General features: G+C 65.6%; 21 protein-coding genes. 12 read left to right on the top strand and 9 right to left on the bottom strand.

What is annotated here, in order from left to right; translation table 11 throughout:
* Positions 1-108: 108 nt before the first annotated feature.
* The 3 genes from DVT68_RS16765 to DVT68_RS16755 all read left to right on the top strand — a co-directional run bounded on the left by DVT68_RS16765 (position 109) and on the right by DVT68_RS16755 (position 1,953).
* Complete coding sequence (locus tag DVT68_RS16765; RefSeq protein WP_114826250.1) at positions 109-843, top strand: hypothetical protein; 735 nt, start codon at positions 109-111, stop codon at positions 841-843.
* A 4-nt stretch (positions 844-847) separates the two neighbouring features.
* Positions 848-1,354: an RNA polymerase sigma factor gene (locus DVT68_RS16760; protein WP_114826249.1), complete on the top strand. Its 507-nt coding sequence runs from the start codon at positions 848-850 to the stop codon at positions 1,352-1,354.
* A gap of 134 nt (positions 1,355-1,488) precedes the next feature.
* Positions 1,489-1,953 carry a hypothetical protein gene (locus DVT68_RS16755; protein WP_147281760.1) on the top strand — a complete coding sequence of 155 codons (465 nt, stop codon included), beginning with the start codon at positions 1,489-1,491 and terminating at the stop codon, positions 1,951-1,953.
* 23 nt (positions 1,954-1,976) lie between these two features.
* Here DVT68_RS16755 and cycA read toward each other — a convergent pair whose 3' ends face one another.
* The 5 genes from cycA to DVT68_RS16730 all read right to left on the bottom strand — a co-directional run bounded on the left by cycA (position 1,977) and on the right by DVT68_RS16730 (position 6,830).
* Positions 1,977-3,389 carry a D-serine/D-alanine/glycine transporter gene (cycA, locus tag DVT68_RS16750; RefSeq protein WP_114826456.1) on the bottom strand — a complete coding sequence of 471 codons (1,413 nt, stop codon included), beginning with the start codon at positions 3,387-3,389 and terminating at the stop codon, positions 1,977-1,979.
* A gap of 81 nt (positions 3,390-3,470) precedes the next feature.
* Positions 3,471-4,196 carry a 2OG-Fe(II) oxygenase gene (locus DVT68_RS16745; protein ID WP_114826247.1) on the bottom strand — a complete coding sequence of 242 codons (726 nt, stop codon included), beginning with the start codon at positions 4,194-4,196 and terminating at the stop codon, positions 3,471-3,473.
* Positions 4,197-4,292: 96 nt separating this feature from the next.
* A complete protein-coding gene (locus DVT68_RS16740) occupies positions 4,293-5,291 on the bottom strand; it encodes an AraC family transcriptional regulator (RefSeq protein WP_114826246.1) in 999 nt (332 codons plus the stop codon).
* Positions 5,292-5,310: 19 nt separating this feature from the next.
* Positions 5,311-6,195, bottom strand: a complete 885-nt coding sequence (locus tag DVT68_RS16735) for an oxidoreductase (protein ID WP_114826245.1) — start codon at positions 6,193-6,195, stop codon at positions 5,311-5,313.
* Between the two features lie 95 nt (positions 6,196-6,290).
* Positions 6,291-6,830, bottom strand: coding sequence for a DUF2058 domain-containing protein (locus DVT68_RS16730; RefSeq protein WP_114826244.1), 540 nt, complete (start codon positions 6,828-6,830; stop codon positions 6,291-6,293).
* Positions 6,831-6,982: 152 nt separating this feature from the next.
* Here DVT68_RS16730 and DVT68_RS16725 point away from each other — a divergent pair, with 152 nt between their 5' ends.
* Positions 6,983-7,381 carry a YidH family protein gene (locus DVT68_RS16725; RefSeq protein WP_199536107.1) on the top strand — a complete coding sequence of 133 codons (399 nt, stop codon included), beginning with the start codon at positions 6,983-6,985 and terminating at the stop codon, positions 7,379-7,381.
* Positions 7,382-7,781: 400 nt separating this feature from the next.
* Here the strand turns inward: DVT68_RS16725 and DVT68_RS16720 are convergent, their stop codons facing one another.
* The 3 genes from DVT68_RS16720 to DVT68_RS16710 all read right to left on the bottom strand — a co-directional run bounded on the left by DVT68_RS16720 (position 7,782) and on the right by DVT68_RS16710 (position 12,269).
* On the bottom strand, positions 7,782-8,990 hold the full coding sequence (locus DVT68_RS16720; RefSeq protein ID WP_114826243.1) for an acetyl-CoA C-acyltransferase: 1,209 nt from the start codon (positions 8,988-8,990) through the stop codon (positions 7,782-7,784).
* A gap of 196 nt (positions 8,991-9,186) precedes the next feature.
* Positions 9,187-11,574 (bottom strand): 3-hydroxyacyl-CoA dehydrogenase/enoyl-CoA hydratase family protein, encoded by a 2,388-nt coding sequence (locus DVT68_RS16715; RefSeq protein WP_114826242.1) that lies wholly within the window; start codon positions 11,572-11,574, stop codon positions 9,187-9,189.
* A gap of 68 nt (positions 11,575-11,642) precedes the next feature.
* Positions 11,643-12,269, bottom strand: a complete 627-nt coding sequence (locus tag DVT68_RS16710; RefSeq protein ID WP_114826241.1) for a TetR/AcrR family transcriptional regulator — start codon at positions 12,267-12,269, stop codon at positions 11,643-11,645.
* Between the two features lie 225 nt (positions 12,270-12,494).
* Between DVT68_RS16710 and ndk the strand changes: the two genes are divergently transcribed.
* The 8 genes from ndk (at position 12,495) to moeB (ending at position 21,745) form a co-directional block, all read left to right on the top strand.
* Entirely contained in the window at positions 12,495-12,920 is a 426-nt protein-coding gene (gene ndk, locus DVT68_RS16705; RefSeq protein WP_114826240.1) for a nucleoside-diphosphate kinase, read from the top strand.
* A gap of 5 nt (positions 12,921-12,925) precedes the next feature.
* Positions 12,926-14,065, top strand: a complete 1,140-nt coding sequence (gene rlmN, locus DVT68_RS16700) for a dual-specificity RNA methyltransferase RlmN (protein ID WP_114826239.1) — start codon at positions 12,926-12,928, stop codon at positions 14,063-14,065.
* The gene (gene pilW / locus DVT68_RS16695; protein WP_114826238.1) at positions 14,055-14,852 is read left to right on the top strand and encodes a type IV pilus biogenesis/stability protein PilW; all 798 of its coding nucleotides are present in this window, start codon (positions 14,055-14,057) and stop codon (positions 14,850-14,852) included. The genes rlmN and pilW overlap by 11 nt, the downstream gene beginning before the upstream one ends.
* Before the next feature lie 71 nt (positions 14,853-14,923).
* The gene (locus DVT68_RS16690; RefSeq protein ID WP_233523529.1) at positions 14,924-15,916 is read left to right on the top strand and encodes a helix-turn-helix domain-containing protein; all 993 of its coding nucleotides are present in this window, start codon (positions 14,924-14,926) and stop codon (positions 15,914-15,916) included.
* Between the two features lie 153 nt (positions 15,917-16,069).
* Complete coding sequence (locus DVT68_RS16685; RefSeq protein ID WP_114826236.1) at positions 16,070-16,714, top strand: YfgM family protein; 645 nt, start codon at positions 16,070-16,072, stop codon at positions 16,712-16,714.
* A complete protein-coding gene (bamB, locus tag DVT68_RS16680; RefSeq protein WP_233523528.1) occupies positions 16,711-17,937 on the top strand; it encodes an outer membrane protein assembly factor BamB in 1,227 nt (408 codons plus the stop codon). Before DVT68_RS16685 ends, bamB begins: the two co-directional genes overlap by 4 nt.
* Before the next feature lie 24 nt (positions 17,938-17,961).
* Entirely contained in the window at positions 17,962-19,362 is a 1,401-nt protein-coding gene (der, locus tag DVT68_RS16675; protein WP_114826234.1) for a ribosome biogenesis GTPase Der, read from the top strand.
* Between the two features lie 1,213 nt (positions 19,363-20,575).
* Positions 20,576-21,745, top strand: a complete 1,170-nt coding sequence (moeB, locus tag DVT68_RS16670) for a molybdopterin-synthase adenylyltransferase MoeB (protein ID WP_114826233.1) — start codon at positions 20,576-20,578, stop codon at positions 21,743-21,745.
* Between the two features lie 6 nt (positions 21,746-21,751).
* On the opposite strand, the gene DVT68_RS20760 is transcribed toward moeB, so the two are convergent.
* The gene (locus DVT68_RS20760) at positions 21,752-22,870 is read right to left on the bottom strand and encodes a GNAT family N-acetyltransferase (RefSeq protein ID WP_233523527.1); all 1,119 of its coding nucleotides are present in this window, start codon (positions 22,868-22,870) and stop codon (positions 21,752-21,754) included.
* Positions 22,871-22,932: the final 62 nt, after the last annotated feature.

Raw genomic sequence — 22,932 nt, 5'->3', positions numbered from 1 at the left:
TGGTGGCCGCTTTTTTGTTGCCATTCAAAAAACGCTCGCGCCATGTAAGGTTTTCGGCAGCGCGGGTGACTCTCCGGATGACATGCATCCACCCAAGGAGAGTCATTCATGGAAGCTTTGGCAGGCACTGCCACTGTGGTCCTCCCGGCCCGTCGGGCCTTGCATTGGTGTGCGGAAGGGCTGCGGCTTTGGCGGCGCTATCCTCTTCGCCTCTTTGTACTCAGCCTCGCCCCCCTCGTGCTCGAGAGCGTGCTTCAGGCGATTCCCCTTGTGGGAGTGGCGCTTTCCAAGATGGTCGTGCCGCTGCTGGGATTCGGCCTGCTGCAAGGATTGGTGGATGCAGAGCGCAACGGCTCGTTGCTTTGGTCCAGTCCTTTCAGCGTGTGGAAGCACGGCTATCGATGGCGCGCAATGGGGCTTGGCGCGCTCATGGGACTGATCATCGTCGGGACCCAGCAATCGGTCGTAGCTGCAATCTACGGATGGCCCGCCGTGGACGCCGTGTTGCTGGGACACGTAAGGGCGCATCCCGCATTGCTCACGCGAGGTTTCGTCTCGGTGCTGGTGCTTACCGGCATTCCGCTGACGGTTCTGTTCGGGATGGCGCCGATGCTCCTCATGTTCCGCGGGGCGCTACCCTGGGCTGCGGTGTCCGCAAGCGTGCGTATGTGTTGCCGCCATCTGGCGCCGTTCGCGCTCTATACGCTGCTCCAGATGGTGGTCATGGGTGGCATGCTGGCGGCGCCATTCGGCATGCTTGCCGTGCTGCTTTGGGCACCATGGATGACAGCGTGTTGGTACGTGATCTGGAAAGACATCGAGATATTGCCGGGCGGAACATGACTCGATGACTCATGTCGGGGGCAAGGGGGAGTTCGATCAGCTGCTGCGTGAGCACGCAGGGCTGCTGTCGCGCATTGCGGCGAGCTACGAAGCGGACCGCGCCTTGCGCGACGACCTGCTGCAGGACATGGCGCTCGCTTTGTGGCGGGCGTTGCCCAGCTGGCGTGGTGACGCGCCGCTACGGGCTTTCGTTGCGCGCGTCGCACATAACAGGGGCGCAACCCATGTGATCGGACAGATGCGCCGCCCTGTTGGCGGCGAGCTGAGCGAGGATTGGGCGGAGTCGCGTCACGGACCGGACGGACACGCCGAACTGGAGCAACGCCGCGTGCATTTGCAGGACGCCGTGCGACGCCTGCCGCTGTCGTTGCGACAGGCTGTCACCCTTGCATTGGAAGGCTTCAGTCATGCCGAAATCGCCGACACGCTGGGCATCACCGCCAATAGCGTGGGTGTTCGCCTTAGCCGGGCAAAAGCGGCGCTCAAAGCCGTTTTGGGAGATGGTCAATGACGGCACAGGGTAATGACTGGTCTCAGTGGGGAGCGCTCTGGCGCGACCAGCCAGCTATCGACGTGGCGCGTTTGCGCCGGGACGCTGCGCGCAAGCGCTGGCGCATGCGCGTCTTCGTGGCGCTGGAAATCGCCATGTCGCTGGTGGCCTTTGGGAGTTGCCTGTGGCGCATGATGACAACATCCGGTCGCTGGCAACTCTGGAGCGGGGCATCGCTGCTGCTGGTGATCCTGCTGCAGATTTTGTACCTGCACGTGCGCAGGGGTACCTGGCGGGCTTCAGGCCAAGACGTGCGCAGCTTGCAGCAGCTGACGATCGTGCGCGCGAAGGCAGGCATCCGCCTGGCGCGAATCAATCTCTGGAGCACACTGGCGTGGACGGTATTCACGTTGCTGATCAGCGCACCTGAGCTCGAACCTTCGCGCTGGCAGGCCGACCACAGGCTGAGGCTGATGCTGACGCTTCAGGTCGCCGTCAATGGCCCGCTGATCCTGGCTACGGTCGCGCTATGTGCGTGGTACATCCGGCGACAGCGCAAGCGCATCGAGAGCGTGGGCGCGATGGGCCTGTCCGAGGATGCTCCGGCGCATCGAATCTGATCGATGCGCCGGTTGTACTGCACTTAATGGGTTTCCTTCCGATGCTCGATCGCCTGCTTGCGATAGAACGGGTAGCAGACCGCCAGCGCCAGGAACCACAGCGGCGTGTAGACCAGGCCGGCCAGCGTGTCCTGCTTCTGCGCGAACACCCACAGCACGAAGGCGAAGAAGGCCAGCACCAGCCAGCACATCGCCACGCCGCCCGGCATCTTGAAGATGGAAGCGGCGTGCCGCTCCGGGTGCAGTTTCCGGTAGCGCATGTAGGCAATCAGGATGAGCGACCACACGAAGATGAAGCAGATGCTGGAGATCGTGGTGACGATCGTGAATGCCTTCATGATGTCGCCTTCCTGGTAGAGCAGGAGCACGCCGATGAAGAGCAAGATGCAGGAATACGCCAGGCCGTTGGCCGGCACATTGTTGTTGCTGAGCTTGGCGAACGGACGAGGTCCCAGCTTGCCGGCGGACAGGCCGAACAGCATGCGCCCGGTGGAGTAGATGCCGCTGTTGGCCGATGACGTGGCCGAGGTCAGCACCACGAAGTTGATCAGGCTCGCTGCGATCGGAATGCCGATCAGCATGAACAGGTTGACGAACGGGCTGCGATCGGGCGCGACCTGGTCCCACGGTGTGACCGTCATGATCACCAGCAGGGCCAGGATGTAGAACACGATCACGCGGATCGGGATGGAGTTGATCGCCTTGGGCAGCGTCCGCAGCGGATCCTGCGCCTCGGCGGAGGCCGTGCCCACCAACTCAATGCCGACGAAGGCGAACACCGCGATCTGGAATGCGGCCAGGAAACCGGCGCCTCCATGCGGGAACCAGCCGCCGTGCGTCCACAGGTTGGATACTGCGGCCCGCGCGCCGGAAGGCGAGGTGAAGCCGATGCCGATGAGCACGGCGCCGATGGCGATCAGCGACACGATGGCCACGATCTTCACCAGCGCGAACCAGAACTCCAGTTCGCCGAACAGCTTCACGGTGAGCAGGTTCAGGCCCAGCAACAGCGAGATGCACAGCGTTCCGGGCAGCCACAGCGGCACGCCGGGCGCCCAGAATTTGATGTAGCCGGTGATGGCCACCACGTCGGCGATGCCGGTAATCACCCAGCAGAACCAGTAGGTCCAGCCGGTGAAGAAGCCGGCGCAGGGGCCCAGCAGGTCGTAGTTGAAGTCGACGAACGATTTGTAGTTCAGGTTGGAGAGCAGCAGCTCGCCCATCGCCCGCATCATGAAGAACAACACGCTGCCGATGATCGCGTAGGCGAAGATCACCGAGGGACCGGCCAGGCTGATGGTCTTGCCCGAACCCATGAACAGGCCGGTGCCGATGGCGCCGCCGATGGCGATCAGCTGCAGGTGGCGATTGCGCAGACTGCGCTGCAGGTGGTGATCCGGCGCGGCGGGCCCGAGGGGTGTTTCGCGGTTCTTCATCGGCGGCACGGTCCTTTCGGCGGCAGGGGCGAAAGCAGCCATCCTATAGGATTCGCCCTCGAAGATGCCGGCCCGGGCAACTCACTGCGCGTCGTGGAAAATGATGCCCAGCGTGTGGCGTTGACCCTCGCGCACCCGACTCACGCCGTGGCGCATGGTGACCCGGTAGCTGCCCCGTGCGCCCTGCACCGGACGCTGGTTCACGGCGAAGACCACGGCGTCGCCCTGGCGCAGCGGCGCCACCTCCACGCGCGACTGCATGCGCGGCCGCTGCTCCGTCAGCACGAATTCTCCGCCGCTGAAATCGCGTCCTGGCTCAGACAGCAGGACGGCCACCTGCAGCGGAAAGACGTGCTCGCCGTAGAGATCCTGGTGCAGGCAGTTGTAGTCGCCCGGTCCGTAGCGCAACAGCAAAGGCGTCGGGCGAAGCTGCCCGGCGGCATGGCAGCGCGCAAGGAAGTCGTCCAGGGTCGCGGGAAAACGGGCGTCGATGCCAAGCTGCGCCTGCCAGGCATTGGCGATGGACGCCAGACCTGGGTACAGGCGCGACCGCAGGCGCCCGACCAGCTCGGGCAAGGGATAGGCGAAGTACTTGTACTCGCCGCTGCCAAAACCGTGGCGCGCCATCACCACGCGGCTGCGGAAAGCTTCGTCCCGTGGGTACAGCGAGGCGAGGCCGCTGCAAGCGTCGGCGCCGAGCAAGGCCGGCAGCATGGCGGCGCCGCCGGCGGCCAGTTGCGCCGCCATGTCGTCCCAATCGATCTGTCGCAGTCGCGTCTCAAGCAAGGACATTTTCTCGGCCAACATGGCATTCACCCGGCTTTGTAACGCTTGCCAGCTTACGGGCAAGCAGGACGAGGGCACTCCGTTTCTTGCGCGGGAAGGTGAGACGTTGGGTGTTCTTCAGCTCGCCGCGACCTGCCGCCAACGGGCCGGCGTGGCGCCTTCCCATTGGCGGAAGGCGCGGTGGAACGAATTGAGTTCCTCGAAGCCGAGCAGGAAGGCGATCTCACCCACGTCAAGATCGGTGGCGTCGAGCAGACGCCTCGCCAGATGATGGCGCACCTGGTCGAGCACCTGCTGGTAGCTGGTGCCGGCCTCGCCAAGTCGACGCTGCAGTGTGCGGGGACTCAGGTAGAGCGCATCGGCTACCTGCGCCATGCGTAAGTGACCGCCGCGCATGCCGCGCGCCAGCACGTTCCATACCTTGTCGCGCAGCGGCGTAGCGGCGCTCTGTTCGCGCAACGAGTCCTCGAGCAGCGGCAGCACCCGGGTGAGGTGGCTGTCGTCGCGGGTGACGAAGGGCAGCTCCAGGTCCGAGCGCTGGTAGATGATGCGGTCCTGCGGCGCGTTGAAGCGCAGCTCGCAGCGGAAGTGCGCTGCGAGAAGCGCGCCTTCGGCCGGGCGTCGGGTCAACTCGAGCCGACGCAGATGCAGGTGGCGCCCCGTACCGCGTTCGGCCAGCGCGAAATTGGAGGCGAACATGGCGTCCACCAGCAGGCGTGGCGTGTGTCCTTCGGCGAGCATCCAGCGCATCGACACCGCCGCCTCATCGCGGTTCAGCTCCACCACTACGTCCTCGGGGCAGGTGAGGCGCTTGTAGCGGGCCAGCTTGTCGAGGGCTTCGCCGAGGTTGCCAGCGTGCAGGGCTGCCGCGGTCACCATGTCGTAGACCTCGGTGCGCGTGCCGTCGCCCAGCCTCAGGCCAAGCGAGGGGTCCTGGCCGATGGCCTCGACCGCGTGCCAGAACCCGAAGAACTGCGCCGTGGTTACCACCGGTCGCGCAGCCGACATCAACTCCAGCGACAGGCCCGCCTGCGCCAGCACGGCGGGCACATCGAGGCCGACCGCCGCCATGCGCGCGAAGGCGCCACGGCTGAGCGGGATCTGATCGGCTCTCATCGTCGCGTCACCTCGGCACTCAAAGGACCGAACGCACCATTCGCTCGCGGTCTTCGGCGGCTTGCGGCGAGAGGTCGAAGTCGGTCGAAAGGCTGAGCGTACGCCACTTCGCATCCTCCTCGGCCATTTTCGCCGCCTGCTGCTCGGCCAGATAAACCGCATCCGAGCCCAGCAGCAGACGCAGTGGCGGCTGCGGCGCGCGAGCGATGGCCAGGATCGCCTGCGCCGCCTTGGCCGGGTCACCCGTCTCGTTGCCGACATAGCTTTTGCGCGCATTAAGCATGGGGGCGAGCACGGCGCCGTATTCGGAATTCGCGTCCGGCTCATGCACCATCATGGACGGGCCGCCCCAATCTGTGCGGAAGCCGCCCGGCTCGACCAACGTCACGCGAATGCCGAACGCCCCGACTTCCTTGGCGAGCACTTCAGAGAAGCCTTCCACCGCCCACTTGGCCGACTGATAGGAGGCGAGTCCGGGTACGCCGATGCGACCGCCGATAGAGGAGAACTGGATGATGTGGCCGCTGCGCTGGCGGCGCAGCACGGGCAGGGCGGCGCGGGTGACATTCACGGTGCCGAAGAAGTTGGTTTCCATCTGGGCGCGAAAATCGGCGTCACTGCCTTCCTCGATGGTGGCCAGGTTGCCGTAGCCGGCGTTGTTGACCACCACGTCCAGGCGCCCGAAGGCGTCGATGGCGGATTGGACGGCCGCCTGGGCGGCGGCGGCGTCAGTGACGTCGAGGGCCACGGTCTTGACGCGGTCGCCGTAGCGATTGGCGAGCGAAGCAAGCTGGGCAGGCTGGCGCGCAGTGGCGACCAGCCGGTGGCCAGCCTCGAGAACGGCTTCAGCCAGCGCCTTGCCGAAACCGCGGGAACTGCCGGTGATAAGCCAGACTTGGGACATGGGGAACCTCCTAGGTCGTGTGGGTAGGCAGACCTTAGGAGGCGAGCGGCGGCGCCCGGTAATCCGATCGCGCCAAAAGCCGGCGCGGCTTGGCTTTACCAGATGAGGTCGTCGGGCACCTTGAACTGGGCGTAGAACTCGTCGTCTTCGCTCTGCAGCTGGTGCTCGCCGGGCTGGCCGTGGTCAAGCACGATCGCCGAGGCATCGCGCTCACGCACCTTTTCGGCGGCGGCGCGCGGCAGCAACTCGTAGCCGTCGCCGCTGCGCACCACCACCAGCGAACCCTTGGCGAGCTGCGCCTTCAGCGCCTCGTTGACCAGCACGCTGTGGATCTTGTCGCCGTCGGTGAAGCGGTAGCTGATCTCGCCTTCGCGCTTGACCTTGTTCGCCTCGACGATCTGACGGATCTGTGCTGCCAGCTCGCGCGCCTGCGCCTGGGCGTTGCGCTCGGCGGCCAGGGCGCGATCGCGTTCAGCCCGCTCGGCCTGCAGGCGCTGGGTGTCGACCTTCTCGGCGGGAGCGGAGGCAGGGGCCTTGCCCTGGCGCTGCTTGGCCTGCTCGCGGGCGATCTGGTCGACCTTGCCCTTCTTGGCGAGGCCGGCCTTGAGTAGTTGTTCCTGCAGGGGATTGCGCATGTGGAAGCGGCATCTGGACGGGCGTGACTGGACATTCTAACGCGCCCTGGGGCGCCGCCGCCCCACGGAAACCGGTGGCCGCCGCAGGCTACACGGCGAGGCGACAAGGCTTGGGAGCAAGATGCACGCCGCGCGGGACCATTGATGCCCGCATGAAAGGGGCTGCCGTGATACCTCATTTCACCGACCATGCGGCCAATGAACGTACCTACCTGGCCTGGGTGCGCACCGCCATTTCCGTGATGGCTTTTGGCTTCCTGCTGGAGCGCTTCGACATCTTCCTGCTCTATGCGGCCAAGGCGACCACCCAGGTTCCTGCGGGCCTGCACACCAAAGCCTCGCAGTGGCTAGGCCTGTCGTTGTTGCTGGTTGGCGCCCTGATGATTGTCGGCGCCACAGGGCGGTTTTACCGGAACCGGCGCGCGATTGAGGCTGAGGGGTCTTCGATGTATGGCGACAGCTGGGCCGCGCGCGGCATGGCCCTGTTGCTGGTGCTGATGGCGATCTTTCTGACCATGTATGTGGCGAGGCAGATTGCGGCGCTGAGCTAGGAGGCGCGGACACTGTTGCTCGCCGTACTGGGACTTCCTCGAAAACGGTGCGCATGCAGGGAGCTTCGATACGTTTCGCCAAGCACGGCACGAAAGGCGCTGGATGACTCGCTACGCTCGCCCCTTCGGGGCCGCCCAAGGGGGCGTTCTCCTCGCTTCGCGCTCCGTCCTGCTTTCGCAGGAATGACGAGATCGGAAGGTCGCGTCGAGATGAGTGGCAGTGCTCGGCCACTCACGACCGTCATCCCGGCGAAGGCCGGGATCCAGCGCCTTTACCCCGTATTGAGCGAGGCGCTGGATTTCTCCCCCTCACCTGAAAGAAGGCCGCGTGAGACTCGCGGCCAAACAAAAACGGCGCCGTATCACTACGGCGCCGTTCGTCATGGTGAAACAGGGTGGATCAGAGCGCTTCGAACACGCCCGCAGCGCCCATGCCGGTGCCGATGCACATGGTCACCATGCCGTACTTCTGCTTGCGGCGACGCATGCCGTGCAGCAGGGTGGCGGCGCGGATGGCGCCGGTGGCGCCCAGCGGGTGGCCCAGGGCGATGGCGCCGCCCAGCGGGTTTACCTTGGCGGGGTCGAGGCCGAGGTCGCCGATCACCGCCAGGGCCTGCGCGGCGAAGGCTTCGTTGAGCTCGATCCAGTCCAACTGGTCCTTGGTCAGGCCCACCTGCTTGAGCGCCTTCGGAATCGCTTCCTTCGGGCCGATGCCCATCACTTCCGGCTTCACGCCCGCCACCGAGTAGCCGACGAAGCGACCGATCGGGGTGAGGTTGAACTCCTTGATCGCCTTCTCGCTGGCCAGCAGCAGCGCGCCGGCACCGTCGGACATCTGCGAGGAGTTGCCGGCCGTCACCGAGCCGCCGAACTTGTCGTTGCGGAACACCGTGCGCAGCTTGCCGAGCACATCCAGCGTGGTGCCGGCGCGCGGACCTTCGTCGGTGTCGATCACGCGGCTGTCGGTCTTGATGCCGCGCGTGGCGAGGTCGGGGTAGTGGTCATCGAGCTGGAACGGGGTGATCTCGTCCTTGAACTCGCCGGCGGCGATGGCGGCCAGCGCGCGGCGATGGCTTTCCACGGCGAAGGCATCCTGCTGCTCGCGGGTGACCTTCCACTGCTCGGCCACCTTCTCGGCGGTGATGCCCATGCCGTAGGCGATGGCCACGTCTTCCTTGTTGGTGAAGATCGCGGGGTTCATCGCGATCTTGTGGCCCATCATGGGCACCATGCTCATGCTCTCGGTGCCCGCGGCGATCATGAGGTCGGCGACGCCGAGCTGGATGCGGTCGGCGGCCATGGCGATGGCCTGCACGCCGGAGGAGCAGAAGCGGTTGATGGTCACACCCGGCACCGTATACGGCAGGCCGGCGAGCAGCGCGCCGATGCGGGCGACGTTCATGCCTTGCTCGGCTTCCGGCATGGCGCAACCGACGATGACGTCCTCGATGCGATGCGGGTCGATGCCCGGAGCCTGCGCCATCACGGCGCGGATCACGTGGGCGAGCATGTCGTCCGGACGGGTGTTGCGGAACACGCCGCGCGGCGCTTTGCCGACCGGCGTGCGGGTGGCGGCGACGATGTAGGCGTCTTGCACTTGCTTGGTCATGGTTTTGCTCCGTGGCGTCGCGCGTGGTTCGCAGCGACGCTATTGGTGTTTTTGATCGTCACCGGAATGCGTGGTGACGAGCCATAACGGTTCTTGCCCTTTGCTCGTCATTCCAGCGAAGGCTGGAATCCAGTGCCTTTTAAGCCTTTAAGTCGCTGGATCCCCGCGTTCGCGGGGATGACGAGCCTGGGGCTCGTCAGTTACGCAGCGGCTTACCCGTGGTCATGGTGTGCGCGATGCGGGCCTGGGTCTTCTCCGTCTTGGCCAGCTCCACGAAGTGCTTGCGCTCCAGCGCGAGCAGCCATTCCTCGTCAACCTGCGAACCGCGCTCGATCTTGCCGCCGCACAGCGTGTCCGCGATGCGCGTGGCGATCGCCACGTCATGCGGCGAGGCGAAGTAGCCCTCGGCGAGGTTGGCGAGCGAAGCCTGGAACGTGGCGGTACCCACGTCGCCGGCGACCGGGATGTTGCGGCCCATCATCGGCGGACGCCAGCCGCTTTCGGCCAGCGACAGCGCGACCTTCTTGGCGACGTATAGCAATTCGTAGGCGTTGAACACGACCACATCGCTGTCGCGCAGCAGGCCCAGCTGCTTGGCTTCCAGCGCGCTGCCGGAGACCTTGGCCATGGCGACCGTCTCGAACACCTTCTTCAGCGATTCGAACGGATCTTCCGGGTTCGCCTTGGCGGCGCGCACGGCCAGCTCATGCAGGCCGCCACCGGCCGGCAGCAGGCCGACGCCAGCCTCGACCAGGCCGATATAGCTCTCCAGCGCGGCCACGGTGCGGGCCGAGTGCATCTGGAATTCGCAGCCGCCACCCAGGGCGAGGCCACGCACCGCCGACACCACCGGCACCAGCGAGTGCTTGATGCGCATACTGGTGGCCTGGAAGTTGGCGACCATCTTCTCGAAGTCATCGAACTTGCCGGCCTGCAGCAGGCCCAGGGCGCCCTTGAGATCCGCGCCGGCCGAGAACGGCTCGCCGGTCTGCCAGATCACCACGGCCTTGAGCTGCTGCTCGGCGACGTCGATCGCCTGCTGCACGCCGTCGAGCACGGCGTCGTTGACCGTGTTCATCTTGGTCTTGAACGAGATGATGCCCACGCCGTCGTCGCCCAGCGTCCACAGGCGCACGCCGTCGTTCTCCCACACCGTCGTGCCCTGGTCGAACTTCTCGCCCAGGATCGGATCGGGGAACAGCTGGCGCTGGTAGACCGGGTGCTGCGAACGCGGCTTGTCGGTGTTGGCGCTTGCCGAGTACGAGCCGCCCTTACCGTGCACGCCGTTGCGGCCGTCGGTGACCCACGCCGGCAGCGGCGCCTTGCTCATGGCCTTGCCGGCGGCGATGTCCTCGGCGATCCAGCCGGCGACCTGCTGCCAGCCAGCGGCCTGCCAGGTCTCGAACGGACCGAGTTTCCAGCCGTAGCCCCAGCGGATGGCGAAGTCGACGTCACGCGCGGTATCGGCGATGTCGGCCAGGTGATAGGCGGTGTAGTGGAACAGGTCGCGGAAGGTCGCCCACAGGAACTGCGCCTGCGGATCGCTGGATGCGCGCAGCTTGCCGAACTTCTCGGCCGGGTCCTTGATGGCGAGGATGGCGGACACCTCATCCGAGGCCTTCTGCTCGGACGCACGGTAGTCCTGCTTGGCCACGTCGATCACGACGATGTCCTTGCCGGCCTTGCGGTAGAAGCCGGCGCCGGTCTTCTGGCCGAGCGCGCCCTTCTCGATCAGGGCGGACAGCCATACCGGGGCCTTGAAGTATTCGTGCCACGGATCGTCGGCTAGGGTATCGGCCATGGTCTTGATCACGTGCGCCATGGTGTCCAGGCCCACCACGTCCGCGGTGCGGTAGGTGGCGCTCTTGGGACGGCCCACGGCCGGGCCGGTCAGCGCGTCGACCACGTCGAAGCCCAGGCCGAACTGCTGGGTGTGGTGCATGGTGGCCAGCATCGAGAACACGCCGATGCGGTTGCCGATGAAGTTCGGGGTGTCCTTGGCGATCACCACGCCCTTGCCGAGCGCGGTGGTGAGGAAGGCCTCGAGGCCTGCCAGCACGTTCGCGTCGGTCAGCCTGGTCGGGATCAGTTCGACCAGGTGCATGTAGCGCGGCGGGTTGAAGAAGTGCACGCCGCAGAAGCGGTGGCGCATCTCTTCCGGCAGCGCCTCGGCCAGGCCGTTGATCGACAGGCCCGAGGTGTTGGACGCGATCACCGCGGTCGGCGACAGGTGCGAAGCGATCTTCTTGTACAGATCCAGCTTCCAGTCCATCCGTTCGGCGATCGCTTCGATCACCAGGTCCACGTCCTTCAGGTGCTCAAGATCCTCGTCGTAGTTGGCGGGGATGATCGCGCCGGCGATGGTCTTGTCGGCCAGCGGGGCAGGCGAGAGCTTCTGCAGGTTGGCGATGGCCTTCAGGGCGATGCCACTCTTGGGACCTTCCTTGGCGGCCAGGTCGAACAGCACGGTATCGACGCCGGCGTTGGTCAGGTGCGCGGCGATCTGCGCGCCCATGACGCCGGCGCCGAGCACCGCAGCCTTGCGGATGCGCAGCGCTGCCTTGGGTGTGGATGGAGCGGTCATTGGTTTCTCCGTAGTGCAAGACACAGGAAGGTGAAACGGGTGGCCGGTTTGGCCGGAAGGATTCGGGGTCAGCGCGCCATGAGGCCGGCGGCCGAAAAGCTGATCAGGTGTTCGGCGGTGAGCTCGCGGTGCTCGTGTTCGGTGACGTCGCTCCTGCGCTGGATCATGCCGATGCCCGACATGGCGTGGATCAGGGCGCCGGTCACCAGGTCGACGCGCCAGTACACCTCTTCCTTGGTCAGGTGCGGCAGCAGTCGGGCGAACTCGGAGGTGAACATGCGCATCACGTGGCGGTAGTTGTCCGACAAGAACTTGCGCAGGGTGTCGTCGTCCTCGGCGAAGGCGCGCACCAGCACGCGCATGAACAGCTGGCCGCCGGCATCGTGGGAAAGCTCCAGTGCAGGCACGATGAAGGCTGCCAGCACGTCTTCAATGGTGGTCTCGGGCAGGCCTGCGACCTTGGCCAGGGCGGTGCTGCGGTGGCCGTTCAGCTGGTCCAGGCGGCGGCGGAACACTTCCTCGACCAGGCGGTCCTTGGAGCCGAAGTGGTAATTGACCGCCGCCAGGTTCACCCCGGCCGCGGATGTCAGCTGGCGCAGGGAAGCCCCTTCGAAGCCGTGCCGGGCGAACAACTCCTCGGCGGCGCCGAGAATGCGCTCCTTGGTGGACTGGGCTGCTGCGCTGGGTGCTGGCATGGTCCGTCGGCCTCGGCGAGTTCAAACGATCGTTTGAGCATACGCGGATGGATTTGCGGCCGTCAAACGATCGTTGGGACTGGCCGGCGGCCAGGTTGCTAATGAGGTAGAATCTGTCAAACTTTCGTGAGCTAAATCCGCTTATCTCGACAGGATTTAGCTTAACTTTCGCCGGCAAGGGCCGGCCCGCCCACTCAGATACCCGTTTTTTCCGGAGCAGACCTTATGGCGCTGGAGCGCACCCTTTCCATCATCAAGCCCGACGCAGTTGCCAAGAACGTGATCGGCGAAATCTATGCACGCTTCGAAAAGGCTGGCCTCAAGGTCGTGGCCGCCAAGATGAAGCACCTGTCGCGCAAGGAAGCCGAAGGCTTCTACGCCGTGCACAAGGAGCGCCCGTTCTTCAACGCACTGGTCGAGTTCATGATCTCGGGTCCGGTGATGATCCAGGCGCTGGAAGGCGAGAACGCCATCCTGAAGAACCGTGACCTGATGGGCGCGACCAACCCGAAGGACGCTGCGCCGGGCACCATCCGCGCCGACTTCGCCGACTCCATCGACGCCAATGCGGTGCATGGTTCCGACGCAGCCGAAACGGCTGCTGTCGAGATCGCGTACTTCTTTGCGACCACTGAAGTGCACGCGCGGTAAGAAAAATGTCTGACCAGGCTGTAACCACCATCACCACCGACAAGGTCAACCTGCTGGACTTCGATCGCCAGGGCCTGCGTGATTTCTTCGCGCAGCTGGGCGAGAAGCCGTATCGCGCCGAGCAGGTGATGAAGTGGATCTACCATCGCCTGGAAGACAACTTCGAAAACATGACTGACGTCGGCAAGGCGCTTCGAGCCAAGCTCGAAGCGTCGTGCTATGTCGGTCCGCCGAAGACCCTGTTCGACAAGGGCGCCGCCGACGGCACGCACAAGTGGCTGCTCGGCATGGATGGCGGCAACGCCATCGAGGCGGTGTACATCCCGGAGCCGACACGCGGCACGCTGTGCGTGTCCTCGCAGGTCGGCTGCGGCCTCAACTGCCAGTTCTGCTCCACCGCGACGCAGGGCTTCAACCGCAACCTCTCCACCGCCGAAGTCATCGGCCAGATGTGGGTGGCGGCCAAATACCTCGGCAACGTCACGCACCAGAACCGCCGCATCACCAACGTGGTGATGATGGGCATGGGCGAGCCGCTGCTGAACTTCGACAACGTGGTGAAGGCGATGAGCCTGATGCGCGACGACCTGGGCTTCGGCCTGGCGTCCAAGCGCGTCACCCTGTCGACCGCCGGCCTGGTGCCGATGATCGACAAGCTGTCGGAAACCATCGACGTGTCGCTGGCTGTGTCGCTGCATGCCGCCAACGACGAGCTGCGCACCGAGCTGGTGCCGCTCAACAAGCGCTACCCGATCGCCGAGCTGATGGCCTCGTGCCAGCGCTGGCTCGATCGCAAGCCGCGCACCTCGATCACCTTCGAGTACACCCTGATGAAGGGTGTCAACGACCAGCCCGAGCACGCGCGCCAGCTGATCAAGCTGATGCGCCGCATGCCGACGTGCAAGGTCAACCTGATTCCGTTCAATCCTTTTCCTGGCACGCGTTTCGAGCGCTCGGACGCCGAAACGATCCGCGCCTTCCAGACCCAGTTGCTCAATGCCAACGTGCTGACCATGCTGCGCCGCACCCGCGGTGACGACATTGATGCGGCATGTGGTCAGCTCAAAGGGCAGGTATTGGATCGCACCCGTCGCCAGGCCGAATTTCGAAAGCGTCTGGACGAAGGGGCGAGTCATGCGGCTTGATCGAATCTTGTTGAGTGCCGGCCTGGCCATGTTGTTGGCCGGCTGCGTCACCACCACAACAACAGACGCGGGTGGTGTCTCCACCAAGATTCCGCGGACCAGCAAGGCCGAGCAGAAGCAGGAAGGGGCCCGCATCCATACCGATCTGGCCCAGCAGTACCTGACCGAGGGTGATCTGCAGGACGCGCTGGTCAAGGTCAACAAGGCTTTCACTTTCGATCCGAACTACGTCCCCGCGCATACGATCGCGGCGGTGATCTACGAGCGCATCAACGACCTGCCGAACGCGGAGCTGCATTACCGCAAGGCGCAGGCGCTGGCGCCGCAGAAGGGTGACACCAACAACAACCTTGGCTGGTTCCTGTGCAACGCCGCCGGCAAGCCTGCCGAGGCGATGCCGTTTTTCCAGAAGGCCGTCGCCGATCCGTTCTACCAGACGCCAGCCCTGGCCTTGACCAACGCGGGCGCCTGCCTGGTGCGTAGCCACGACCTCGCGGGAGCCGAAGTGAACTTCCGCAAGGCGCTCGAGATCGACCCCCAGAACGGCGGGGCGTTGTATCAGCTCGCCAACGTGCTTTATCTTCAGAACGATGCATTCCGCGCAAGGGCCTTCATCCAGCGTTTCGACGCGCTGGGCCAGCCCAGCGCGTCGGCATTGAAGCTAGGTCATGACATTGAGTCTCGGTTGGGCAACAGGGATGCTGCTCTCAACTACAGCAGGCGGCTGCAAAGCCAGTTCCCGGATTCGGAACAGGCGCGCGCCCTCGACGCAACTGCACGCCAATGACATCCGAGCAGTCCCCATTAACCCATAGCGGCGACCACGCCCTCCCACTTACCGAAACACCCGACGCCATCATGGAAACGGAACACTCCTCGTTGGAAACGATCACCGGTAGCCTGGGCGGACGCTTGCGAGCCGTGCGCGAAGCGCGCGGCCTGGACGTTGAGTCGTGCGCTCACGCCTTGCGCTTGCCGGTGCGGGTGGTTCGCCAGCTCGAAAGCAACGACTACAGCGGCATCGACTACCACGTGTACCTGGGTGGCTACCTGACCAAGTACGCGCGCTACCTGGGCATGGACGAGGCCGAGGTCAAGGGCGAGCTGGAGCGCATCAAGCCCAGCGAGCCGACCCTGGTGGCGACGGGCGGCATCTCGCATTCGCGTTACCTGCTTGAGAATTACGCTCGCGCGGCCACCTATGTGGTGCTGACCGCCGCGATCGTGGTGCCCACCATCTGGCTCGGCGTGCGCGGCACGCTCGATCGCGATCCCAGTCACCTGGCGCCGCTCGATGCCGCGCCGGTCGCCCAGGTGGACGCCCCGGCGGCTGCATCGACGGTGGCATCGGTTGTCGCGCCTGCGGGTACCCCTGCAGCCAATGAGGCTGGCTCCAACAGTGATGCGGCCGTGGCCAGCGCGCCGGCCGCGTCCCCGCAGCCGGCAACTGCTGCGCCTGCCGCCACCCCGGCGCCGGATCAGCAGCCGTTGATGGCGTCGATGGCGCCGTTTCCCAATCTGGGCAGCGATGCGGCGCACCCGGCGCAGCCTGCGTCCGCGACCACTTCGGTGGGCAGCGGCGCCCACAGTCTGGTGTTGAGCCTGCAGGGCGCCAGCTGGGTGGAAGTGACCACCAAGGATGGCTCCCGTCTTGAATATGGCCTGCTTCCGGCCGGCAGCACCAAGACCTACCACAGTGACCAGCCGCTCGAAGTGCGCATTGGCAATGCCACCGGCGCCCAGGTCACGCTCGATGGTCAGCCGATGGCGCTGGACAGCTTCCGCCACTCCAATGTCGCCCATTTCCGCATCGAAGTTCGCGACGGCAAGGCTGCGCCGACCGGCGTCTGATCCGTCCGCCGGACCTGTGCGGTCCGGCGCAATCGGTTATGCTTGCCCATTGTCCGCTCGCCCGCGAGCGGACTTTTCGGGTTGGTGACTTTTCCCGCATGTCAGGCCCCGCAGGCGGTTGCCGGCGACGCGCGGTTCCCCAAGGGTGATTGCATGGCATTTGAAGCGTACGACGAACACGAACAGAGCGAACTCGTACAGCAGTGGCTGCGCCAGAACGGCTTGTCCATCGTCGTCGGTATTGCGATCGGCCTGGTTGGCATCTTCGGCTGGCAGCAGTGGAACAAGCACAAGGCTGGCCACCAGTCCGAGGCGGCCAATCTTTACGAGCAGGTGCAGACGGCGGCAGCGGCCAACAAGAACGAAAGCGCCGACACGTACACCGAGCAGCTGATCAAGGATTACGCGGACAGCTCCTACGCCGTGTTCGCCGTCAGCGACCGTGCGCAGCGCCAGGTCCAGGCGAAGCAACTGGACAAGGCGATCGACTCCCTGAACTGGGCTGAGGCGCATGCCGCCGACGCCAATCTCAAGGCGTTGACCCAGTTGCGCATTGCGCGCGTGCTGCTGGCCCAGGGCAAGGCGGCCGACACCCTGGCCGCGCTGGATCGTCTGCCGCCTAACAGCTTCGAAGGCGCAGCCCAGGAACTACGCGGCGACGCGCTGGTCAAGCTTGGGCGTCCTGACGATGCCCGCAAGGCATACCTCGCTGCCAAGGCAGCGCTGGGCGAGAACGCGCTTCCGAGCGTGCAGATGAAAATCGATGATCTGGCCGTGGCCGGGAAGCAGGGTGCATGAAAGCTGAAGTGATGAAGCGCGGTGCAATGAAGCGCGTTTGGCTGGTGGCGCTGACCTCGCTGGTGGCCCTCGCCGGCTGCCATTCGTTCAAGAAGGAAAACGTCCAGCCGCCGACGCCGCTGGCCAAGGATTTCAAGCCCACCGTCCAGGTCACCAAGGTGTGGAGCAGCAGCGTGGGTGAAGGCGCCGGCGACAGCGGCGTGCGCCTGCGCCCGGCGTTTGCCGATGGCGTGCTGTACGCCGTCAGCACCGACGGCAAGGTTGCGGCGCTGGATGCGGCCAGTGGCAAGACCATCTGGTCCAAGAGCTCGCGCACCCAGGGCTGGTTCGGCTGGGGTGACAAGAAGCGCGCTGACGCGCTGTACGCCGGTGGTCCGGCCGTGTACGGCGACCTGGTGGTGGTGGGCACCCTCGACGGCCACATCTACGCGATCAACGCGAAGGACGGCAGCCCGCGCTGGGAGTCGGTGGTCAATTCCGAAGTGATCTCCGCGCCGGTGATCAGCGGCAACCTCGTGATCGCGCGTACGCAGGATGGCCGTCTGTATGGTTTCGATAGCGCCACCGGCGAGCGTCGCTGGGTCTACGATCAGGACAGCGTGCCGCTGCTGAGCCTGCGCGGCAATGGTTCGATGCTGGCCGCCAACGGCGTGCTGTTCTTCGGCAACGACGCCGGCAAGCTGGTCGCGCTGCGTCTGGACAACGGCGAGAAGTTGTGGGAGCAGACCCTGGCCAGTGGCGAGGGCCGCACCGAGATCGAGCGCCTGAGCGATGCCGACGGCGCAATCCTACTGCAGGGCTCCACGCTGTTCAGCGCGGCCTACCACGGCAACATGGTGGCCGTGGACGGTCCCAGCGGCCGTCCGCTGTGGGCGCGCCCGTTCTCCACCTTCACCTCGCTGGATCTCAACAACAACGCGCTGTTCGGCGTGAATGACGAGTCCCAGGTGTGGGCGTTCGACAAGAACGGCGGCGCGGACATGTGGAAGAACGACCAGCTGCGGTATCGCTGGCTGAGCGCGCCCGCCGTGCTGGGCGACTACGTGGTGGTTGGCGACCTGGAGGGCTACGTGCACTTCCTGCAGACTGGTGACGGCGCACTGGCTGGACGCGAGCGCCTGTCAAAGAAGCCCATCCGCGCCCAGCCGCTGGTGGTGGGTGACATCGTGTACGTCGTGGACGTGAAGGGCCGCATCGGCGCTTACCGTCTCGGCGCGCACTGATCGCCGCACAAGGTTGTCTGACTCATGCTGCCCGTCGTTGCCCTGGTCGGTCGTCCCAATGTCGGTAAATCGACCCTCTTCAACGCACTGACGCGCAGCCGCGACGCCCTGGTGGCCGACATGCCGGGCGTCACGCGAGATCGTCACTACGGCGTGTGCCGCACCGGTGCACGCCCGTTCGTGGTGGTCGATACCGGCGGCCTGACCGGTGTCGAGGAGGGCCTCGACGCGCTGACCGCGCAGCAGGTGCGCTTCGCCATCGAAGAAGCCCACGTGCTGGTGTTCGTGGTCGATGCGCGCGACGGCCTGCTGCCGCAGGACCGCACGATCCTCGACGAGCTGCGCCGCAGCGGCAAGCCGATCATTGCCGGGGTCAACAAGACCGACGGCCTCGACTTGCAGAACGCGATGGCGGAGTTCGCCGCGTTCGGCATCGCCAATACCTTGCCGTTGGCCGCCGCGCACAATCGCGGCACCGAAGACCTCGTTGCTTCGGCGCTCACGATGTTGCCGGAAGACGAGCACGAGGAAGTCGAGCCGGGCGACCCGGACAGCATCCGCGTGGCCATCGTCGGCCGCCCGAACGCCGGCAAGTCCACCCTGATCAATCGCCTGCTCGGCGAAGACCGCCTGATCGTCTCCAGCGTGGCCGGCACCACCCGCGACCCCATCAAGGTGTCGCTGGAGCGCGACGGTCGCAAGTACACCCTGATCGACACGGCCGGCGTGCGTCGCAAGGCGCGCGTGGAAGAGGCAGTGGAGAAATTCAGCGTCATCAAGACGCTGCAGTCGATGGCCGCCGCCCAGGTGGTGGTGGTCATGGTCGACGCCCGCGAGAACCTCGCGGACCAGGACCTCACCCTGATCGGCCACGCGGTCGATGAGGGCAGGGCGCTGGTGATCGCCGTCAACAAGTGGGACGGCATGGACAGCTACCAGCGCGAGCAGTGCCAGAACGCGCTGGCGCGTCGCCTGCAGTTCGTCGACTGGGCGAAAACTGTATTCATCTCGGCGTTGCATGGCTCCGGCCTGCGCGAGCTGATGAAGGCGGTCGTGCGCGCCCATCACGCGGCGACCAAGGAGCTGGGCTCCTCCGAACTCACCAAGACGCTGGAGCGGGCCTACGAGGGCTACCAGCCGCCTTTGGTGCGCGGCCATGCGCCGAAGCTGCGTTTCGCGCATCCGGGCGGCACCAACCCGCCGACCATCGTCATCCACGGCAGCCGCACCAAGCACATTGCGCCGGCCTATCGGCGCTACCTGGAAAACTTCTTCCGCAAGCGCTATCGGCTGGAAGGCACGCCGGTGCGCATCGAATTCCGCGACGGCGAGAATCCGTTTGCGGGCAAGAAGAACGTGCTGACCGAGGGTCAGATGCGCAAGCGGCAGCGCATGATCCGCGAGATGAAGAAGCGCAAGCGCTGATTCATTGCCACGGCCAGAGCACAAGCTCGGCCGTTTCCATGCCGGGGAGTTACCCCAGCGAGGACTGAATTGACGCCAAGCGCAGAAGGCGCTGAGCGCAGGCTACCCGTCGCCGCGTGCCCGTCATCCCAGCGAAGGCTGGACGGAGCGCGAAGCGCGGAGAACGCCCTCAGGGCGGCCCCGAAGGGGCGAGCGAAGCGAGTCATCCAGTGCCTTTGCTCGTCGAACCCAGCTTGGGATTTCCGCAATCTGGCTCGCCTGTGGCGGGCTTCCAGCCGTCTGCCGACGAGCGGGTTAATACGCAGCGCGAAAGCCAGAGCTCGAGCGGCGTGGGTCAGTAGCCAAACGGAAAGCGAATGTCGCATTGGCGCTTCGCCGCGACAGCGTAAGCGGCCGTCCGTGCCGCGCGCGACTCATCCCGTGTTTTCCACAGGACATGTGGATGTTCCTTGGAGAAGCCTGTGGACAGTTGCGCTATCCGCTTGATGACAAAGACGTCGCGACGTGTTGGCGCGCAAATGCGCAGCATTGAGATCAGGCAGGATCGCGCGCTAGTCCGCTGCTGAAGAGGGTCGCTTCTCTTTTGTGGGCGAACACCTTGGGTGCGATTCGCTGTTGCGCGGAATGTTTTCCACAGCGCATGTGGATGCTCTATGGAGAAGCCTGTGGATAGGTGTCCTAGATGCTTGATGCCAAAAGGCAACATGACACCGTGATGCGCTTTTGATCAGCGCGATGTGCCGCGTAGCGGCACGAGCCTTTACTGTGCCCCCAGTGCGGCGGTGAGGGGTGGACCATCGGGCCCGCGGGGGCGACAGGGATGCCGATCCCTTTTCGTCCGGGCAGCGCCGAGTGGGGTGCTCTCTCTTTTGGCATTGCCACCATCGAGGTGGTTCCTTTTCCTTGAGCAAGCAAAGAAAAGTGACCCGGCCTCCGTCCCGCAGGGACTCCCTTCGGTCGCAGGCTATCCCGAGAGCGGCCCCGTTACTTCGTGAGGGAAGAGCAAAGTCACTGGGTCCCTGCTTTCGCAGGGACGACGCTGAGAACTGATGGGAATTTGCGGGCCGTGGGTGCGTTCGATGCTTCATTCCGCTGATTGGTTGACTCAACCCGTCAGATCGAAAGTGACTCGCGTAGCTGTAAAGCGCCCGGCGCAGGCTCAACGGAAACCACGGAGACGCGACCCGGCCCCTTAGGTTCTATGCTATCGCCCATGAGCACGCCCCCCGATCGCGAATCCTGGCTGGCCGCCCTGCGCCAGCGCATCCCCGAGTTGTCACCCGCCGAGGCGCTTGCCCGGCAGTCGCGAGGCGCGTTGCTGATCGACGTGCGCGAGGACGGAGAGCGCGCCAGCGGAAGTCCGCCCGGCGCGCTGGGCCTGTCGCGTGGTTTCCTCGAGCTTCGCATCGAACAGCTCGAAGCCGATCGCGAGCGAGACATCCTCACCTTGTGCGGTGGTGGCCAGCGTTCGTTGCTGGCGGCCGAGGCGCTGGAGCGCCTCGGTTATCGTCACGTTTCATCGGTGGCTGGCGGCTTCAATCGCTGGAAAGCCGAGGGTCTGCCAGTCGCGCTCGGCGCCCTGGATGCCGATGCCGCCGAACGCTACTCCCGCCAGCTGCGACTGCCGCAGGTCGGTGAAGAGGGGCAGGCGCGGCTGGGGCAGTCTCGCATCGCCTTGCTCGGCGCGGGCGGTCTTGGCGCCCCGGCTGCGCTGTATTTGGCCGCTGCGGGTGTCGGGCAGCTCACCCTGATCGACGACGATGTGGTCGAGCGCTCCAACCTGCATCGCCAGGTGATCCATGCGGACGCGCGTGTCGGCATGTCCAAGGCCGAATCGGCGCGCATCACGTTGGCCGCGCTGAATCCGCGTGTGCGGGTGGACGTGCGCCATGAGCGCCTGCAGGCCGACAACGTCGAGCGCCTGCTGGCCGGTCATGACCTGGTGATCGATGGCGCGGACAACTTTCCGGCGCGCTATCTGGTGTCCGCCGCGTCGCAGCGTTTGCGACTGCCGATGGTCTACGGCGCGGTCGAGCGCTTTGCCGGACAGGTCAGCGTGTTTGATCCACGGCGTGCGGATTCGCCGTGCTATCGCTGCCTGTTCCCGGAGCCGCCCTCGGCGGCCGAGGCGCCCAACTGCAGTGAGGCGGGTGTGCTCGGCGTGCTGCCCGGCATCGTCGGATTGTTGCAGGCCACCGAGGCGCTCAAGTTGCTGCTCGGCATTGGCGAGCCACTGGTCGGGCGGCTGCTCGGTTTCGATGCGCTGGCCATGCGTTTCCGGGAAACACGCCTTCCGCGCGATCCGGCGTGCCCGGGGTGCGGCGCCGAGGCGGCGTTTCGCGGTTACGAGGATATCCAGCAGCTTTGCGCTGCGCCGGGCTAAGCCGGCTCAGTCGAGATCGCCTGTCACCAGTGCGTAGACGGCGGCGTCTTGCGGCTGTCCATGCAGCGTTAGCCGTTGGCGGGCAATGCACTCGAGTCGGGCGCCGGCTTTTTCCGCCACCCGGCGGCTGGCCAGATTGTCGGCCGCGGCCACGATTTCCAGCCTCTGTAGTTCGGGCACCTGCAAGGCATGGCGGGCCAGCATGCGCACGGCCGCTACGGCCGCGCCCTGGCCCTGGCGCGACTGCCGCACCCAGTAGCCCAGGTTGGCCATGCGGAAATCGGACTGCCAATGATTGAGGCCGATGCTGCCGACCAGTTGGTCCTGGCGATCGACGATGGCCAGCGCGCATTCGTCGCCGACGCCGCGCCAGGCAAGCCGGGTGCGGGCGATCCAGTGTCGGGCGTCGTTGAGGGAGTACGACGGCGAGCACCAGCCTTGCCAGCGACCCACCGTGTCCATCGACTCGTGCAGGGCGGCGTGCAGCGACTCGGCATCATCGGGGCGATAGGCGCGCAGTCGCCAGGCGCCATCGTCCAGTTCCGGAGCGGGTACCGTCTCGCCGCGGTCCGGTGGCAGCAGTGAATAGACCGCGGCGGGCATGGCCTGGCCGTGGTCGACGATGCGATCGGGCGAGATGCCGTCAAAGTAACCGCCGGCCCGCTCGGCGGTGCGCCGGCTGGCCATGTTGTCCACCGCGACGACGACCTCGATGCGCGCAAGGCCCAGCGTTTCGAATGCAAAGGTGGCAATGGCCCCGACGGCCGCCAGGGCAATGCCCTTGCGCTGCTCGGACTGGCGCACCCAGTAACCCAGGTTGGCGCTGCGGCGATCCGCATCCAGCCGGTTGAGACAGATGTCGCCCAGCAGCCGCCCCGACACATCGAAGATGCCGAAGGCGTACATGGCGCCGTGCGCCCAGCCCTGCTGGCATTGCGCAATCCGGGCGGCGGCGTCCTCGTGGCGATAGCCGGCTTGCAGGCGCGGCAGCCAGTGGCCGGCAGTCTCCATGGATTCGCCGACCGCCTCGCACAACGCATTGATGTCGTCGCCCTGCCAGGGCCGCAGGCGCAGGGTGGACGTGGCGAGTTCGAGTGCTTCGGTCGGACGGGCGAGGGCGTTCATGCGATCCCGTTTGTGCGAGTAGGGTCGAGCCGGGATAATACGTCTCTTTGCAGGCAGCCCCC

The organism is Dyella solisilvae (assembly GCF_003351225.1).
Classification (GTDB): Bacteria; Pseudomonadota; Gammaproteobacteria; order Xanthomonadales; family Rhodanobacteraceae; genus Dyella; species Dyella solisilvae.
This window is presented reverse-complemented; position numbering and strand designations above follow the sequence as displayed.